This is a genomic window from Glutamicibacter soli, from assembly GCF_052322135.1.
Classification (GTDB): domain Bacteria; phylum Actinomycetota; class Actinomycetes; order Actinomycetales; family Micrococcaceae; genus Glutamicibacter; species Glutamicibacter soli.
The window spans coordinates 3,721,133-3,737,806 of sequence record NZ_CM125969.1 but is presented as its reverse complement, the minus strand read 5'-3'; the positions used below and the strand labels follow the sequence as shown (position 1 = coordinate 3,737,806).

At 66.5% G+C, this 16,674-nt stretch carries 14 protein-coding genes; all 14 read left to right on the top strand.

The window, feature by feature from the left end:
* The first annotated feature begins 23 nt into the window (after positions 1-23).
* The 14 genes from uraH to galE all read left to right on the top strand — a co-directional run bounded on the left by uraH (position 24) and on the right by galE (position 16,595).
* Positions 24-380: a hydroxyisourate hydrolase gene (uraH, locus tag ACTX90_RS17620; RefSeq protein ID WP_047120511.1), complete on the top strand. Its 357-nt coding sequence runs from the start codon at positions 24-26 to the stop codon at positions 378-380.
* Between the two features lie 4 nt (positions 381-384).
* A complete protein-coding gene (pucL, locus tag ACTX90_RS17615) occupies positions 385-1,308 on the top strand; it encodes a factor-independent urate hydroxylase (RefSeq protein ID WP_047120510.1) in 924 nt (307 codons plus the stop codon).
* 77 nt (positions 1,309-1,385) lie between these two features.
* Positions 1,386-2,921: a nucleobase:cation symporter-2 family protein gene (locus ACTX90_RS17610; protein ID WP_161448966.1), complete on the top strand. Its 1,536-nt coding sequence runs from the start codon at positions 1,386-1,388 to the stop codon at positions 2,919-2,921.
* Positions 2,922-3,060: 139 nt separating this feature from the next.
* A complete protein-coding gene (locus ACTX90_RS17605) occupies positions 3,061-4,122 on the top strand; it encodes a LacI family DNA-binding transcriptional regulator (protein WP_443442592.1) in 1,062 nt (353 codons plus the stop codon).
* Between the two features lie 164 nt (positions 4,123-4,286).
* Entirely contained in the window at positions 4,287-5,900 is a 1,614-nt protein-coding gene (locus tag ACTX90_RS17600) for a xylulokinase (protein WP_443442591.1), read from the top strand.
* An 11-nt stretch (positions 5,901-5,911) separates the two neighbouring features.
* A complete protein-coding gene (locus ACTX90_RS17595; protein ID WP_113607326.1) occupies positions 5,912-6,628 on the top strand; it encodes an L-ribulose-5-phosphate 4-epimerase in 717 nt (238 codons plus the stop codon).
* 7 nt (positions 6,629-6,635) lie between these two features.
* A complete protein-coding gene (gene araA / locus ACTX90_RS17590; protein ID WP_047120505.1) occupies positions 6,636-8,147 on the top strand; it encodes an L-arabinose isomerase in 1,512 nt (503 codons plus the stop codon).
* 244 nt (positions 8,148-8,391) lie between these two features.
* Positions 8,392-9,561 carry a multiple monosaccharide ABC transporter substrate-binding protein gene (chvE, locus tag ACTX90_RS17585; RefSeq protein WP_047120504.1) on the top strand — a complete coding sequence of 390 codons (1,170 nt, stop codon included), beginning with the start codon at positions 8,392-8,394 and terminating at the stop codon, positions 9,559-9,561.
* 87 nt (positions 9,562-9,648) lie between these two features.
* Entirely contained in the window at positions 9,649-11,187 is a 1,539-nt protein-coding gene (gene mmsA, locus ACTX90_RS17580; RefSeq protein ID WP_047120503.1) for a multiple monosaccharide ABC transporter ATP-binding protein, read from the top strand.
* Positions 11,184-12,365, top strand: coding sequence for a multiple monosaccharide ABC transporter permease (gene mmsB, locus ACTX90_RS17575; RefSeq protein WP_047120502.1), 1,182 nt, complete (start codon positions 11,184-11,186; stop codon positions 12,363-12,365). Before mmsA ends, mmsB begins: the two co-directional genes overlap by 4 nt.
* Positions 12,366-12,376: 11 nt before the next feature.
* The gene (locus tag ACTX90_RS17570; protein ID WP_047120501.1) at positions 12,377-13,306 is read left to right on the top strand and encodes an aldose 1-epimerase family protein; all 930 of its coding nucleotides are present in this window, start codon (positions 12,377-12,379) and stop codon (positions 13,304-13,306) included.
* 42 nt (positions 13,307-13,348) lie between these two features.
* The gene (gene galT / locus ACTX90_RS17565; protein ID WP_047120500.1) at positions 13,349-14,455 is read left to right on the top strand and encodes a galactose-1-phosphate uridylyltransferase; all 1,107 of its coding nucleotides are present in this window, start codon (positions 13,349-13,351) and stop codon (positions 14,453-14,455) included.
* Positions 14,455-15,639: a galactokinase gene (galK, locus tag ACTX90_RS17560; protein ID WP_443442590.1), complete on the top strand. Its 1,185-nt coding sequence runs from the start codon at positions 14,455-14,457 to the stop codon at positions 15,637-15,639. Before galT ends, galK begins: the two co-directional genes overlap by 1 nt.
* Complete coding sequence (galE, locus tag ACTX90_RS17555) at positions 15,636-16,595, top strand: UDP-glucose 4-epimerase GalE (RefSeq protein ID WP_047120498.1); 960 nt, start codon at positions 15,636-15,638, stop codon at positions 16,593-16,595. The genes galK and galE overlap by 4 nt, the downstream gene beginning before the upstream one ends.
* The last annotated feature ends 79 nt before the right edge of the window (positions 16,596-16,674 follow it).

Below are 16,674 nucleotides of genomic sequence, written 5' to 3'. Positions count from 1 at the left end.
CTCATTAGTCAGGAGACGAACACATGGCAGATGCCAGCGCAGAGCGCAGCCACATCACCACCCACATTCTCGACACCGGGACCGGGAGGCCATCCTCCGGTGTCAAGGCCACGCTGGAAGCCAAGACGGCATCCGGCTGGCAAGAAATCGGCTCGGGGATCACCGATGCGGACGGCCGCATCAAGAACCTCGGCCCGACTCAGGTTGAAGCAGGCCACTACCGGGTTTCATTCGAAATCGGGGACTACTTCGGGAAGCAGGGAACGGAAAGCTTCTTCCCCGGGGTAACCATCGACTTCTACGTCAACAACGTCGATGAGCACTACCACGTACCTCTTCTTATCAGCCCGTTTGCATATTCCACGTACCGAGGGAGTTAGAACAATGACTACCGAAATCACCGCCCCAGCATCCACCGGAATCGTCCTTGGCGAGAACCAGTACGGCAAGGCCGAGGTCCGCCTGGTCAAGATCACCCGCGACACCGCCCGCCACCAGATCGAAGACCTGAACGTCACCAGCCAGCTGCACGGCGACTTCACCGAAGCCCACCTGGAGGGGGACAACGGCAAGGTCGTCCCGACCGACACCCAGAAGAACACCGTCTACGGCCTGGCCCGCGACGGTGTGAACAGCCCGGAGGAATTCCTGCTCCGCCTGGGCGCCCACTTCACCGGCGAGTTCGAGTGGATCACCGGCGGCCGCTGGGCGGCCCAGCAGTACTTCTGGGACCGCATCAACGACCACGACCACGCCTTCTCGAAGAACAAGAACGAGGTCCGCACCGCGGTGCTGGAAATCGCTGAAGACGGCTCCAAGAGCATCGTCGCCGGTCTGGAGGACCTGACCGTCCTGAAGTCCACCGGCTCCGAGTTCCATGGTTTCCCGGTCGACCGCTACACCACCCTGAAGGAAACCAGCGACCGCATCCTGGCCACCGACGTGACCGCCCGCTGGCGCTACACCTCGGAAGCCATCGAGGCGGGCATCGACTTCAACGCGGTCTATGCCTCGGTGCGCGAGCAGCTGCTGACGCTGTTCGCCAACACCCACTCGCTGGCGCTGCAGCACACCATGTTCGAGATGGGCAAGGCCGCGCTGGAGGCCAACGAGCAGATCGCCGAGATCAAGTTCTCGCTGCCGAACAAGCACCACTTCCTGGTGGACCTCGAGGTCTTCGGCCAGGACAACCCGAATGAAGTGTTCTTCGCCGCGGACCGTCCATACGGCCTGATCGAAGCCACCGTGACCCGTGAGGGCGGCGCAGCCAAGCACCCGATCTGGTCGAACATTCCAGCATTTATCTAATTTTGATAAGCGGCGAGGGTGTGCCGATGCGGACACATCGGCACACCCTTGGCAGCGACTGACTTAGGAGGTCAGCCATGAGCGCTACACAAGATGAATCTATCAAAGGGACGCGTCCCGAAGATGCCAAGTTACCACTAGGCAAGACTTTTGCCTACGGTTTGCAGCACGTCTTGACCATGTACGGCGGCATCATCGCACCGCCGCTGATTATCGGCAGCGCAGCCGGTCTATCACCCGAGGAAATCGGCCTGCTCGTCGCCAGCTGCCTGTTCGTGGGCGGCCTGGCCACCATCCTGCAGACCATCGGCATCCCGTTCTTCGGCGCGCAGCTCCCGCTGGTGCAGGGCACGTCCTTCGCCTCGGTGGCCACCATGGTCGCCATCGTCAACGGAGGAGGCGGCATCCAAGCGGTCTTTGGCGCGGTTCTCGTGGCGTCGCTCATCGGCTTCCTCATTGCCCCGTTCTTTGCGAGGGTCATCAGATTCTTCCCGCCGGTCGTCACCGGCACGGTCATCACGATGATCGGAATCTCCCTGACTCCCGTGGCCGCCAACTGGGCCATGGGCGGGAATGCCAAGGCGGATGACTACGGGTCGCTGGCCAACATCGGCTTGGCCGCCGGCACCCTGCTGGTAGTCATCCTGCTTTCGAAGGTCGGCAATGCCGCGATCTCCCGCATGTCCATCCTGCTGGCGATCGTCATCGGCACCGTCGCCGCCGCCCTGCTGGGCATGGCGGACTTCTCCAAGGTCGGCAACGGCTCGATCTTCGCCTTCCCGCAGCCGCTGGCCTTCGGCATGCCGATCTTCGAAATCGGCGGCATCATCTCGATGACCATTGTGGTGCTCGTAATCCTGACCGAGACCACCGCAGACATCCTGGCCGTCGGTGAAATCGCCAATACCAAGGTCGACTCCAAGCGCATCGCCGACGGCCTGCGTGCCGACATGGCCTCCTCCGTAATCGCTCCAATTTTCAACACCTTCACCCAGTCCGCCTTCGCGCAGAACGTCGGCCTGGTCGCCATCACCGGCATCACCAGCCGTTTCGTGGTCGCCGCCGGCGGCGGCATCCTGGTGGTCCTCGGCCTGCTGCCCGTCCTGGGCCGCGTGGTGGCCGCGATCCCGACCCCGGTCCTGGGCGGCGCAGGCATCGTCCTGTTCGGCACCGTGGCCGCCTCGGGCATCCGCACCCTGTCCAAGGTCAAGTACGACGGCAAGAACCTGATCATCGTGGCGGCCTCCATCGCCTTCGGCTGCGTGCCGATCGTAAAGCCGGATTTCTACGAGAGCTTCCCGGTGTGGTTCCAGACCATCTTCCACTCGGGGATCTCCTCGGCCGCCGTCATGGCGGTGCTGCTGAACCTGCTATTCAACGTCCTGCAGGCCGGCAACACCAAGGACAACTCGGTCTTTGCCGCGGCCCCGCCGCGCATGGTGAAGGAAGAGGAAGTCTGCGGCCTGATCGAAGGAGACCACTTCGAGGGCGGCAAGCTGATCGACAAGGACGGCTACGAGATTCCCGTGGTCACTTCCGAAGACTACGAGAAGATCCAGACCGGAGCGATCCAGATGCCTGCACCCAGGCTCGCCGGGAGCTCGGAGCACTGAGTCTGACCCGGGGGATCCCGAACAAAACAAGAACGACCGCGAAGAGATGGACAAGGGTCCATCCTGAGCGGGCTCAACGCCCGCAGGCCATGCGCCTGCGGGCGTTCGCCCATGTTGGCGGGAGGAATGGTTTGCAATAATGACGGATGTGAATACTGTTCAGCCCACTGAAGGGCCAGCCGCGCACCGTCCGCCGTCCATGGCCGACGTCGCGGCGGTGGCCGGGGTATCCCATCAAACCGTCTCCCGGGTGCTGAACGACCACCCCAACGTCCGCCAGGGAACCCGCGAACGCGTGTTGGAAGCCATCGAGCAGCTCAGCTACCGCCGCAACCGCGCGGCCCGCACGCTGGCCACCTCCCATTCGAGCATCGTCGGGATCCTGACGGTCGGCAGCGAGTTCTTCGGACCGCAGTCCACGGTGCTGGCCATCGAGGCGGCCGCCCGCAGCAAGGGATACTTCGTGACCGTCACCGCGCTGGACCGCTACGACGTGCGTACCTCCATGGCAGCGCTGAACCACCTGATCGACCAAGGGGTGGACGGGGTCGTCGTGGTTGCGCCGTTCGAGAAGATCACCGATGCCATCGATGCAGCGAACTTGAAGGTGCCAGTGGTCGTGGTGGCCGCGCGCACCTCCGTTCCGGACGACGACCCGGCGCGCTACGTGTACGTCGACCAGCGAGAGGGCGCCCGGCAGGCCACCCGCCACCTGCTGGCGCTGGGCCATCGGAAGATCGCCCACGTCTCGGGCCCCACCGGATGGTTCGATGCGGTTGAACGCAAGATCGGCTGGCGCGAGGAGATGTCCGCCGCGAAGGCCCCCGCCATCGAGGTTCCGGCCGAATCATGGCTGTCTCCCAGCGGCTATGAAGCCGGCCAGCGCCTTGTGGAGCAGGTGCGCGCCGGCGAGGTGACAGCGGTGTTCGCCGCCAACGACTACCTGGCCATCGGCCTGCTGCGCGCCTTCTGGGAGGGCGGCGTGAACGTGCCGCAGGACGTGTCGGTCGCCGGGTTCGACGACCTGCAGGTATCCAACTACCTGATTCCGGCGCTCACCACGGTACGCCAGCCCTTCGAAGAGGTCGGCCAGGCGGCCCTGAACGAGCTGCTCAGCCCCGACCAAGGGAATTCGCTGCAGCGCGTGACCGCCCCGACCATGGTGATCAGGGCGAGCACCGCACCGCCTCCCTCCGCATAGGTTCCAGCCGCCGCGGTCTGAGCAGAATAGCTCCGAATGTATTGCGCATCTCATTTTGTTAGCGCTAACATTAAGTCCAAGTTCCCGTCAGCCCCCGTTTTCGCTCCCGAGGGGTTGACGCTGTAAAGACGCTGCCCCGCACCGGGGCCGAGGATGGAGTACCCATGGCTGTTGTGCCGACCGATCGCGCCGCGCGCGACTGCATTGCCGCCGGGCAGGCCGTATTGGGCATTGAATTCGGATCCACCAACATCAAGGCGAGCCTCATCGGGGCGGACCATGAGCAACTGGCCAGCGGCAGCCACGCCTGGGAAAACCAGTACGTGGAGCGCACCTGGACCTATTCGCTCGAAGCTGTCGCCTCCGGACTCCAGGAGGCAGTTGCCATGCTGCTGGCCGACGCCGAGAAGCGCCATGGCGTACGACCCCAGCAGTTCGCGGCCATCGGCATTTCCGCGATGATGCACGGCTATCTCGCCTTCGACCAGGCCGGCGAGCTGCTGGTACCGTTCCGCACCTGGCGCAACACCTCCACCGGGCAGGCCTCGGCGGCCCTGACGGAAGCCTTCGGCGTGAATATCCCGCTGCGCTGGTCGGTGGCCCACTACTACCAGGCGCTGCTGGATGGCGAGGAGCACACTTCGCGCATCGGGCACCTGACGACGCTCGCTGGCTACGTCCACCAGAAGCTGACAGGTCGCCGGGTCTTGGGGGTCGGCGACGCGTCCGGGATGTTCCCGATCGACAGCGCGACCGGCGGCTACGATGCAGCGCTGGGGCGGCGCTTCGACGAACTCGCTGCAGCCAGCGGAGCCAGCGGGCGGCTGTTCGACCTGCTTCCGCAGGTGCTGCCCGCCGGGCAGGACGCGGGGAGGCTGAGCCCCGAAGGGGCGAGGCTGCTGGATCCGTCCGGAACCCTCCAGCCAGGGGCCGCCTTCTGCCCTCCGGAGGGCGATGCCGGAACCGGCATGGTCGCCACCAATTCCACGGCCCCGCGCACCGGCAATGTCTCGGCCGGCACCTCCATTTTCGCGATGGTGGTGCTCGATGCCCCGTTGGCCTTCCCGCACCAGGAGATCGACCTCGTGGCCACCCCCGCCGGGGATCCGGTGGCCATGGTGCACTGCAACAACGGCGCCAGCGAACTGGCGGCCTGGGCAGGGGTCTTCGGCGAATTCGCGGCCGCGCTGGGTTCCCCGGCGGACTCCGAGAAGGTGTTCTCGACCTTGTTCGCCGCCGCGCTGGAAGGCTGCCGGGACGGCGGGGGACTGCTGGCCTACAACTACCTTTCCGGGGAGCCGGTCACCGGGCTTCAGGAGGGCCGTCCGCTTCTCCTGCGCACCCCGGATTCTTCGCTGAACCTGGGCAACCTGATGCGCGCCCACATCTACGGGGTCTTCGCCACCCTCAGCCTGGGCATGCGGATCCTGGCTGCCGAACACGCGGCGGTTGAAAAAATGTATGCCCACGGTGGCATTTTCCGCACTGCCGGCGTGGCCCAGCGTTTCCTGGCGGCGGCACTCGACGTCCCCGTCGCCGTGGGGAGCACCGCCGGACACGGCGGTGCCTGGGGCATCGCGGTACTCGCAGCCTACCGCCTGGCCCGCGCGGAGCAGCCGCAGCTGGAACTGTCCGACTATCTCGCGGACCGCGTTTTCGCGGGTGCCGCAGTCAACACCGTCCTGCCCGACCCAACGGACGTGGCCGGCTACGCCGCCTACCTGCGCGCCTACGTCGACGGGCTGTCCGTCGAGCGCGCCGCCATCCACGCCATCTGAAGGAGCCATCGATGAGTTCAAGCCGTACCCTCCAGGACTACCCGGAGGCCATGCGCGATCAGGTGCGGCGCGTGAGGGAGGTCGTCGCGGGCCTGCACGCCGAGCTGCCGCGCTACGAACTGGTGGTCTGGACCGCCGGCAACGTCTCCCAGCGCGTGCGCCACCCTCAGGTGGCTGACGGCAGCCAGGACCTGTTCGTCATCAAGCCCTCGGGGGTCTCCTATGACGAGCTGACCGCGGAATTAATGGTGGTCTGCACGCTGGACGGGCAGCTGCTGGACGGCACGCGGGCCCCGTCCTCGGACACCGCGGCCCATGCCTACACCTACAGGCACATGCCCCACGTGGGCGGCGTGGTGCATACGCACTCCACCTACGCGACCGCCTGGGCTGCCCGCGGGGAACCGATCCCGTGCGTGCTGACCATGATGGCCGACGAATTCGGCGGACCCATCCCGGTGGGCCCCTTCGCGGTGATCGGGGACGACTCCATCGGCCGGGGCATCGTGGACACGTTGTCCGGCTCGCGCAGCCCCGCGGTGCTGATGGCCAATCACGGGCCGTTCACCATCGGCCCGGATGCCCGCGCCGCGGTCAAGGCCGCGGTGATGTGCGAGGAGGTGGCCCGCACGGTCCACATCTCGCTCCAGCTGGGCGAACCTACGCCTCTCGACGCCAGCCATATCGACTCGCTCTACGAGCGCTACCAGAACGTCTACGGACAGTAAGGACATCATGACCAAGGCCTATGACACCAAGGAGATCTGGTTTTTCACCGGCAGCCAGGACCTCTACGGCGAGGAGACGCTGCGCCAGGTGGCGCAGCAGTCCACCGAAGTCGCCGAGGCGCTGGACGCCTCGGCCCAGGTTCCCGCCCGCATCGTGTGGAAGCCGGTGCTCAAGGACTCCGACTCCATCCGCCGCGCCATGCTCGACGCCAACTCGGATGACAATGTTCTGGGCGTGATCACCTGGATGCACACCTTCAGCCCTGCCAAGATGTGGATCACCGGCCTGAAGGCGCTGGCCAAGCCGCTGCTGCACTTGCACACGCAGGCAAATGTCGAGCTGCCCTGGGAATCGATCGACTTCGATTTCATGAACCTGAACCAGGCGGCCCACGGCGACCGCGAGTACGCCTATCTGGCCACCCGGCTGGGCGCCGCGCGCACCACCGTGGTGGGCCACGTATCCAACCCGGCCGTGGCCAAGCGTGTTGGCGCCTGGGTGCGCGGCGCCGCCGGATGGGATGCGGTGCAGGGGTTGAACCTGGTGCGATTCGGCGACAACATGCGCAATGTCGCGGTCACCGAGGGCGACAAGACCGAGGCGGAGATCCGCTTCGGGGTGTCGGTGAACAGCTGGGCGGTCAACGACCTGGTCGACGCCATGGCCGCGGTGGACCAGGCGCAGGTCGACGCGCTGGTCGCTGAATACGAGCGCGACTACGACGTCGCGCAGGAGCTGCGTGCGGGAGGCGCGCGCCATGAATCGCTGCGCTATGCCGCGGCGCAGGAGATCGCGCTGGAAACATTCCTGCGCCAGGCCAACGCCTGGGCCTTCACCACCAACTTCGAGGACCTGGGCGGGCTGCGGCAGCTGCCCGGCCTAGCGGTGCAGCGCCTGATGGCCAAGGGCTACGGCTTCGGCGCCGAAGGCGACTGGAAGACCGCAGTGCTGGTGCGCGCGGCCAAGGTCATGGGTGCAGGGCTTCCCGGCGGCGCTTCGCTCATGGAGGACTACACCTACGACCTGACCCCGGGCAGGGAACTGATTCTCGGTGCGCACATGCTGGAAATCTGCCCCTCGCTGACCACCGTAAAACCCCGCGTGGAAATCCACCCGCTGGGAATCGGCGGGCGCGAGGACCCGGTGCGCATGGTCTTCAACGCCGGCGCAACCGAGGGAGCGGTGGTCGTATCAATGGCTGACATGAGAGAACGCTTCCGCCTGACGGCAAATGTGGTGGACGTTCTCGCGCCGCCGGCCGACCTGCCGAACCTGCCGGTGGCACGGGCGGTGTGGCGTCCGCGTCCGGACTTCAATACCTCGACCGAATCCTGGTTGGCTGCCGGCGGAGCGCATCACACCGTCATGTCCACGGGTGCGGGAATTGAAGAGTTCGAAATCTTCGCCGAGATCGCGGGCACCGAGTTGCTGGTCATCGACGAGGAAACCACCCGGCGCAACTTCGCCCAGCAGATCCGGGTTAACCAGGCGTATTTCCGGCTGGCCCAAGGTTTCTGAAACTTCAGGCGGCATCCGGTATTCCCGGCTACCGGCAATCACCGCTACGCATTACGCGACAGTAACATCAGGTCACGAGATGGTTGGGCTCCACGACCTGCGCGTAATGTCGTGGATCACATTCGTTGCCTCGAACCCGGAAAGATATTTTTGTAAGGAAGGGTGGCTCATATCACTTGTTAGCGCTAACATAGTGTGAGCCGGGTCCCATTTCCGGGCGAGGCGGACTTTTCAAGGAGGAAAAATGGCATGGAATAACTGGGCCCGCAAGGCTGCGGCAACCCTCGGATCCGTCGCACTGGTCACGACCCTCGCCGCATGCGGCGGCAGCGGTGCAGGCGGCGGCGCCGGAGCCGGCAGCGGAGAATCCACCGCACCGGAGGACATCCAGGTCGGCGTGGCAATGCCCACCGAAACTTCGGAACGCTGGATCGCCGACGGCGATGCCGTGAAGTCGCAGCTGGAGGAAGCCGGTTATTCGGTGGACCTGCAGTTCGCCAACGACGACATCCCGACCCAGCAGCAGCAGATCGACCAGATGATCACCAAGGGCGCGGATATCCTCGTTGTCGCCTCGATCGACGGCACGGCGCTGTCCAACCAGCTGCAGGCCGCCGCGGACCAGGACATCCCGATCATTTCCTACGACCGGCTGATCAACGGCACGGAAAACGTCGACTTCTACGTCACCTTCGACAACTACAACGTCGGCGTGCAGCAGGCGACCTCGTTGCTGACCGGCCTGGGCCTGCTGGATGCCGACGGCAACAAGACCGACAAGAAGGGTCCGCTGAACATCGAGCTGTTCGCCGGATCGCTGGACGACAACAACGCCCACTTCTTCTGGAAGGGCGCCATCGACACCCTGCAGCCGTACCTGGATGACAAGACCCTGGTGGTCAAGTCCGGGCAGACCAAGATCGAGCAGGCAGCCACCCTGCGCTGGAGCCAGGAAGAGGCCCAGAGCCGCATGGAAGACCTGCTGACCGCGCACTACGCCGGCGGCAAGACCCAGCTGGACGGCGTCCTCTCGCCATTCGACGGCATCTCCCGCGGCGTCATCACCGCCCTGAGCAACGCAGGCTACGGCAAGGACATCAAGGCCGGGCTGCCGGTCGTCAGCGGCCAGGACGCGGAAATCGCCTCGGTGAAGCTGATCGATGACGGAGTCCAGTACTCCACCATCTTCAAGGACACCCGCAAGCTGGCCAGCCAGGCCGTCGACGCGGTCAAGGCCTACGCCGGCGGCGGCGAGCCGACCGCCAACGACACCGAGTCGTACAACAACGGCGTCAAGGCAGTTCCTTCCTTCCTGCTGGAATCGGACATCGTGATTGCTGACAACATCCAGAAGCTGCTGGTTGACTCCGGTTACTACACCGCGGACGAAGTGAAGTCCGGTCAGAGCAAGTAGCGCTCCTACCGGCTGGGGGTTGGCGGGCCGGCACGGCCCGCCAACCCGACGCATCGACCAAAGATCACAGCAAGGACCTGGGTACCCATGGACACCACTATCCTGCAGATGCAGGACATCACCAAGACCTTCCCCGGCGTCAAGGCGCTGGACGGCGTCAACCTCACCGTGCAGCAGGGAGAAATCCACGCCATCTGCGGTGAAAACGGCGCCGGGAAATCCACCCTCATGAAAGTGCTCTCCGGGGTCTACCCGCACGGCAGCTACGAGGGACGGATCCTGTTCGAGGGCCAGGAGCTGAAAGCGTCGAACATCAAGGATTCCGAAGCGCAGGGCATCGTCATCATCCACCAGGAGCTGGCCCTGGTGCCCTACCTGTCCGTGGCGGAGAACATCTTCCTGGGCAACGAAACCCAGCGCGGCGGCTTCATCGACTGGAACGAAACCAACCAGCGCGCCGCCAAGCTGCTGGCCCGCGTGGGACTGGACGAACTGCCGGTCACCCCGGTCGGCCAGCTGGGCGTAGGCAAGCAGCAGCTCGTTGAAATCGCCAAGGCGCTGAGCAAGAACGTGAAACTGCTGATCCTCGACGAGCCCACCGCGGCCCTGAACGACGAGGACTCCGCCCACCTGCTGCAGCTGCTGCGCGGGCTACGCGAGCAGGGAATCACCTCGATCATCATTTCCCACAAGCTCGGGGAGATCGAAGACATCGCGAACACCACCACCATCATCCGCGACGGCCAGTCGGTGGAAGCCCTGGACATGTCGGACCCGGCCTCCACCCAGAACCGCATCATCCGCGGCATGGTCGGCCGCGAGCTCTCCGCCCGCTACCCGGACCGAACCCCGCAGATCGGGGAGGTCGTTTTCGAAGTCAAGAACTGGTCGGTGTACCACCCGACCCAGCAGGACCGGAAGGTCGTGGACAACGCCTCGCTCCAGGTGCGCGCCGGGGAAATCGTCGGCATCGCCGGGCTGATGGGGGCCGGGCGCACCGAACTGGCGATGAGCGTCTTCGGGCACAGCTACGGCCGCGCCATCACCGGCGAGGTCCACATGGACGGCCGGAAGGTGGACACCTCCACCGTCGGGAAGGCGATCAAGGCAGGCATCGCCTATGTCTCGGAGGACCGCAAGAAGTTCGGCCTGAACCTCATCGAGGACATCCGCGTGAACACCACCGCGGCAGGACTGGCAAAGATCTCCTCCAACGGATTCGTGGACGGCAACAAGGAAATCCAGATCGCCGAGCACTACCGCAAGTCCATGCGGATCAAGACCCCGAACGTCATGGCCAAGACCGGGAACCTTTCCGGCGGCAACCAGCAGAAAGTCGTGCTGGGCAAATGGCTGCACACCGCGCCGGAGCTGCTGATCCTGGACGAGCCCACCCGCGGCATCGACGTCGGGGCCAAATACGAGATCTACACGATCATCAACGAACTCGCGGCCGCCGGCAAGGCGGTGCTGGTCATCTCCTCCGAGCTGCCGGAACTGCTGGGCATCTGCGACCGCATCTACACACTCGCCTACGGCCGGATGACCGGCCAGCTGCCACGAGCCGAAGCCACCCAGGAACGCCTCATGGAGCTCATGACCATTGAGAGGGAGAGCGCCCGATGACGATCTCATCCGAGCTGAAAGACATCTTCACCAAGAACCTGCGCACCTCGGGCATCTACATCGCCTTCGTGCTGATCGTGCTGCTGTTCACCGTGCTGACCAACGGGCTGCTGCTCAGCCCGACGAACATCACCAACATCGTCCTGCAGTACTCCTACGTGCTGGTGCTCGCGCTGGGCATGATCATCGTGATCGTCGGCGGGCACATCGACCTGTCGGTGGGATCGCTGGTCGCGCTGACCGGCGCGGTGTCGGCGGTGCTGGTCATCAAGGGCGGAATGCCCTGGTGGGTCGGCATGCTCGCCGGCATCCTCACCGGCGCGCTGTGCGGGGTGTGGCAGGGTTTCTGGGTGGCGATCGTGGGGATCCCGTCCTTCATCGTGACCCTTGCCGGCATGCTGCTCTTCCGCGGCCTGACCTACGAGGTGCTGAACAACATCTCGCTCTCGCCGTTCCCCGCCGGATACCAGAAGATCGCCGGCGGCTTCCTCAACGGCCTGCTCGGCGGCTACGGCTTCGACACCTTCACCCTGGTCATCGGCGTGATCGCGGTGGCCGGCCTGGTCGTCTCGGCCTGGCGCACCCGTCAGGGGCGCGTGAAGTACGGCCAGCAGGTCGAGTCGATGGCGATGTTCCTGGGCAAGAACCTGCTCTCCGCGGCGATCATCCTGTGGTTCTTCTGGCAGATCGCCACCAGCCGCGGCATGCCGATCGTGCTGATCATCCTGGGCGTGCTCATCATCGCGTACCACGTGCTGACCACCAAGACCGTGTTCGGACGCCATGTCTACGCGATCGGCGGCAACCTGTCCGCGGCGAAGCTCTCCGGCGTGAACATCAAGAAGATCAACTTCTGGATCTTCATCAACATGGGCATGCTCGCCGGCGTGGCCGGCGTGGTGTTCTCCTCGCGCTCCAACGGCGCCCAGCCGGGCGCCGGCAACATGTTCGAGCTCGACGCGATCGCCGCCTGTTTCATCGGCGGCGCCTCGACCACCGGCGGCGTGGGCCGCGTGACCGGCGCGATCGTCGGCGGCCTGGTCATGGCGGTGCTCTCCAACGGCATGCAGCTGATGGGCGTGGGCGCCTCCGCCCAGCAGATCGTCAAGGGCATCGTGCTGCTGCTGGCAGTCGCCTTCGACATCTACAACAAGCGCCGCGTGGGCCAGGGCAGTTGAGCCCGGACGCCATGCGCACCACCGCGAACGGAAAAATCGCCACGCTGGAAGCCCACGGGTTCACCGCGCGCATCGCCAGCGTGGGCGCCGCCTTGGCCGGCCTGGAATTCCGGGGCAGGCCCTTGGTGCGCCCCTTCGACACGGATAGGGCGCGCCCGGTCTACTCCGGGGCGCTGCTGGCCCCCTGGCCCAACCGGGTGGTCGATGGGCGCTACGGCTGGCAGGGCCGCGAACACCAGCTGGCGCTGACCGAGCCGGCGCGCGGGCATGCGCTGCACGGGCTGGCGGCGAATACCGATTTCACCGTCACCGCCGAGGACGCCTCGTCCCTGCGGCTTGCGGCGCTTCTCCCGGCGCAGGAGGGATACCCCTTCGCGCTGGAGCTGGCCGTCGAATTCCGGCTGGATCAGGACGGGCTGCGCACGCTGGTGACCGCCGCCAACATCGGCCGGGACACCGCGCCGCTGGGCTGGGGGTCGCACAGCTACCTGCTCGCCCCCGGCCGGCCGGAGGACTGGGTCCTTACGCTGCCCGCCGCCGCCGTGCAGGAAACCCGCGGCGAGCGGCTGCTGCCCGGGCGGCTGGTGCCGGTGGAGCAATTCGATCACGGGGCGCTGGATTTCCGCGCGCCGCGGGCGCTGGGGCAGACCTTCATCGACCACGCCTATACCCGCCTGCAGGCGGATTCCTCCGGCCTCTTCCACGCCAGCGTCACCGACGCCCAGGGGGTCGGCGCCCAGATCACCTGGGACGAGGCCTGCCGGTGGGTCCAGGTGCATACCGCCGACCGCCCGGAGCCGGAACTGGACCGTACGGGACTGGCGCTGGAACCGATGACCTGCCCTCCTGACGCCTTCAACAGCCACCAGCACCTCATCGCGCTGGAACCCGGCGCCAGCCACCAAGCATCCTGGCTCATCGGCCCGGTCCAGCCGCGCTGAGAACCGCCACCACACCGTGCACCGTCAATGGGAGAACACGCCATGCCGCAGGGCACCGCACCTCACGAACACCACCACCGCGTCCACCACCTGGCCGACGGCCGCGAGGCGATCTTCTTCGCCGATGCCGGAAACCTGCCGCCCCGCCAGGTGCACGACCTGCGCCCGCTGGATCCGCGCGGCGAACCGGGCCAGCTGCGCTACGACCGGCTGACCGGGGACTGGGTGGCCGTCGCGGCGCACCGGCAGTCACGGACCTACCTGCCGCCGAAGGAAGAATGCCCGCTGTGCCCGAGCACCGGCGGAAGGCTGAGCGAAATCCCGGCCGAGCAGTTCGACGTCGTCGTGTTCGAAAACCGCTTCCCGTCGCTCGGGCCGCTGCTGGGGCAGATCCCGCCGGAAGCCTCCGCCGCCGTGCCCGAAGCCGCGGTCGGGCGCTGCGAGGTCGTGGTGTTCACCCCGGACCACGAAGGATCCTTCGGCTCGCTGGACGAGCGGCGCGCCCGCACCGTGGTGGAAGCCTGGGCGCAGCGCACCGCGCAGCTGACGGCCATGGAAGGAATCAAGCAGGTCTTCGTCTTCGAGAACCGCGGGCAGGACATCGGGGTGACGCTGCACCACCCGCACGGCCAGATCTACGCCTACCCGTACCTCACCCCGACCGCTCACAAGATGGCGCAGCAGGCGCAGGCGCACCTGGCGCAAACCGGCCGCACCCTGATGGGCGACATCCTGGATTTTGAACAAAAAAACGGTTCACGGATGGTCGAGCAGGGCGAGCACTTCTCGGTTTTCGTGCCCTACGCGGCCCGCTGGCCGCTGGAAGCGCACCTGGTGCCGCACCGCCACGTCGCGGATCTCGCGGCGCTGTCCGAGGAAGAAAAGGACGAGCTGGCGCTCATGTACCGCGGCCTGCTGCGGCGCTTCGACGCGCTGTACCAGACTCCGACCCCCTATATCGCCGCCTGGCACCAGGCCCCGCTGGTCGACGGCGCCCGCGAGGCGTCGCGGCTTCACCTGCAGCTGACCAGCCCGCGGCGCGCGGCTGACAAGCTCAAGTACCTGGCCGGCTCCGAAGCGGCCATGGGTGCGTTCATCAACGACGTACCTGCAGAGCAGACCGCCGCACGGCTTCGCGAGGTGGGATAGTGAGCGCCAGCAACTCCCGCCGGACCGCTGTGCGCATCCAGGCCCTGCGCGCCGGCTTCGCGAAAATCTACGGCCAGGAACCGGAGGGCGTGTGGCGCGCGCCGGGGCGCGTGAACCTGATCGGCGAGCACACCGACTACAACCTGGGTTTCGTGCTGCCCTTCGCCATCGACAAAAACGCCCTGGTGGCAGTGCGGCGCCGCGATCCGCAGGGCGCGGATCCGCAGCTGCTGCAGTTCGCCTCCACCTTCGGCGGCGGGCAGGTGACCAGCGTGCGGCTCGAAGACCTCGCCCCCGGGGCCGTGCCGGGGTGGGCCGCGTACCCGGCCTCCGTGGCCTGGGTGCTGGGGCAGCAGGAAAACGTCGAGCTGACCGGGTTCGACTTGCTGGTCGACTCGGACGTTCCGGTCGGCTCAGGGCTGTCATCCTCCCATGCGCTGGAGGTCGGGACCATCGTGGCGCTCAACGACCTGCTTGGGCTGCAGCTGGAGAAGACCGGCATGGCCCGGCTGACCCAGCGCGCGGAGAACGAGTTCGTCGGCGCCCCGACCGGCATCATGGACCAGAGCGCCTCGCTGATCTCCCATGCGGAGCACGCGCTGTTCCTCGACTGCCGCAGCCTTGAATCCACCGCGGTGCCGCTGCCGCTGGAGCACTGGAATGCGGTGGTGCTGGTCATCGACACCCGGGTGGAGCACTCGCACATCGACGGGGGCTATGCGGCCCGCCGCGCCAGCTGCGAGCAGGCAGCCGCCGCCCTGGGGGTCGCCTCGCTGCGCGAGATCAGCTCGGTGCCGGAGCTGGAAGGGCTGGATCCGTTGGTCAAGCGCCGGGCCCGGCATATCGTCACCGAAAACCGCCGGGTGCTGGATGCCGTGGCCGCGCTGCGGGACTCGGATCTGCAGGAGGTGGGCCGGCTGCTCTACGAATCCCACGAATCCATGCGGGACGACTACGAGATTTCCGCGCCCGAGCTCGACGTCGCGGTCCAGGCGGCGCGTTCCGCGGGCGCCGTCGGGGCGCGCATGACCGGAGGGGGATTCGGCGGCAGCGCCATCGCGCTGATCGACCGGGGGAAAATCCAGGAAACCAGCGAGGCGGTGTACCGGGCGTTCAGCCGGGCCGGCTTCCAGCGGCCGTCGATCTTCACCGTCAGCGCCGACGAGGGGGCGGGCAGGGCATGAGCTGGCTGGTGACCGGCGGCGCCGGATATATCGGATCCCACGTGGTCCGCGCGCTGGATGCCGCGGGGCTGGCCCCGGTGGTGGTGGACTCGCTGTCCAGCGGGCTGCGCGAATTCGTCCCGGACCACGTGCCCTTCATCCAGGCGAGCATCCTCGACGAGGACACGCTCACCGCGCTCCTGGTCGAGCACCAGGTGGCCGGCGTGATCCATCTGGCCGGCTACAAGTACGCGGGGGAGTCGGTGTCGCATCCGCTGCTGGCCTTCGAGCAGAACGCCACCGGCACCGCACGGCTGCTGGCCGCCATGGAACGGGCTGGCGTGGACCGCATGGTGTTCTCCTCTTCGGCCGCCGTCTACGGAACCCCGGGCGAAGCGCTGGTCACTGAGCAGACCGGCACCTTCCCCCAGTCCCCGTACGGGCAGAGCAAGTTGATCGGCGAGTGGCTGATCCGCGACCAAGCGGTGGCCGCCGGACTGAAGCACACCTCGCTGCGCTACTTCAACGTGGTCGGCTCGGGCAGCGAGGAGCTGTTCGATACGAGCCCGCATAACCTGTTTCCGCTGGTATTCCGCGCGCTGAACTCGGGCCAGGCCCCGAAGATCTTCGGCACCGACTACGACACCGAGGACGGCACCTGCGTGCGGGACTACGTGCACGTCGCGGACCTGGCCCTGGCGCATGTCGAGGCGGCGAAGCAGCTGGCGGCCGGATCCGGGCTGGAGCCGGTGTACAACCTGGGTTCCGGCGACGGGGCCTCGGTGCGCCAGATCATGGATGCGGTCGCAGCGGTCACCGGCATCGGATTCACCCCGCTGCTCGAGCCGCGGCGCCCTGGGGACCCCGCGCGCATCGTGGCCGACGGCACGCTGGCCGCCCGGGACCTGGGCTGGAGAATGCGCCACAGCCTGCAGGACATGGTGGACAGCGCCTGGCGGGCTTCGCGCGCCCGGTAGGCACGCGGCCCGCCCCGGGGCTTACCGGCCGGGCAAAGGCTGCGGTGGACTATTCCATCGAGGTGCTCGAAGGGTCCGG

What these genes read in the sequence shown, in the direction of transcription:
- mmsA (WP_047120503.1), top strand. Translation starts at nt 9,649, where the DNA reads ATGGACACCACTATCCTGCAGATGCAGGACATCACCAAGACCTTCCCC.
- ACTX90_RS17600 (WP_443442591.1), top strand. Translation starts at nt 4,287, where the DNA reads ATGGCTGTTGTGCCGACCGATCGCGCCGCGCGCGACTGCATTGCCGCC.
- araA (WP_047120505.1), top strand. Translation starts at nt 6,636, where the DNA reads ATGACCAAGGCCTATGACACCAAGGAGATCTGGTTTTTCACCGGCAGC.
- uraH (WP_047120511.1), top strand. Translation starts at nt 24, where the DNA reads ATGGCAGATGCCAGCGCAGAGCGCAGCCACATCACCACCCACATTCTC.
- galT (WP_047120500.1), top strand. Translation starts at nt 13,349, where the DNA reads ATGCCGCAGGGCACCGCACCTCACGAACACCACCACCGCGTCCACCAC.
- galE (WP_047120498.1), top strand. Translation starts at nt 15,636, where the DNA reads ATGAGCTGGCTGGTGACCGGCGGCGCCGGATATATCGGATCCCACGTG.
- mmsB (WP_047120502.1), top strand. Translation starts at nt 11,184, where the DNA reads ATGACGATCTCATCCGAGCTGAAAGACATCTTCACCAAGAACCTGCGC.
- ACTX90_RS17570 (WP_047120501.1), top strand. Translation starts at nt 12,377, where the DNA reads ATGCGCACCACCGCGAACGGAAAAATCGCCACGCTGGAAGCCCACGGG.
- ACTX90_RS17595 (WP_113607326.1), top strand. Translation starts at nt 5,912, where the DNA reads ATGAGTTCAAGCCGTACCCTCCAGGACTACCCGGAGGCCATGCGCGAT.
- pucL (WP_047120510.1), top strand. Translation starts at nt 385, where the DNA reads ATGACTACCGAAATCACCGCCCCAGCATCCACCGGAATCGTCCTTGGC.
- chvE (WP_047120504.1), top strand. Translation starts at nt 8,392, where the DNA reads ATGGCATGGAATAACTGGGCCCGCAAGGCTGCGGCAACCCTCGGATCC.
- ACTX90_RS17610 (WP_161448966.1), top strand. Translation starts at nt 1,386, where the DNA reads ATGAGCGCTACACAAGATGAATCTATCAAAGGGACGCGTCCCGAAGAT.
- ACTX90_RS17605 (WP_443442592.1), top strand. Translation starts at nt 3,061, where the DNA reads ATGACGGATGTGAATACTGTTCAGCCCACTGAAGGGCCAGCCGCGCAC.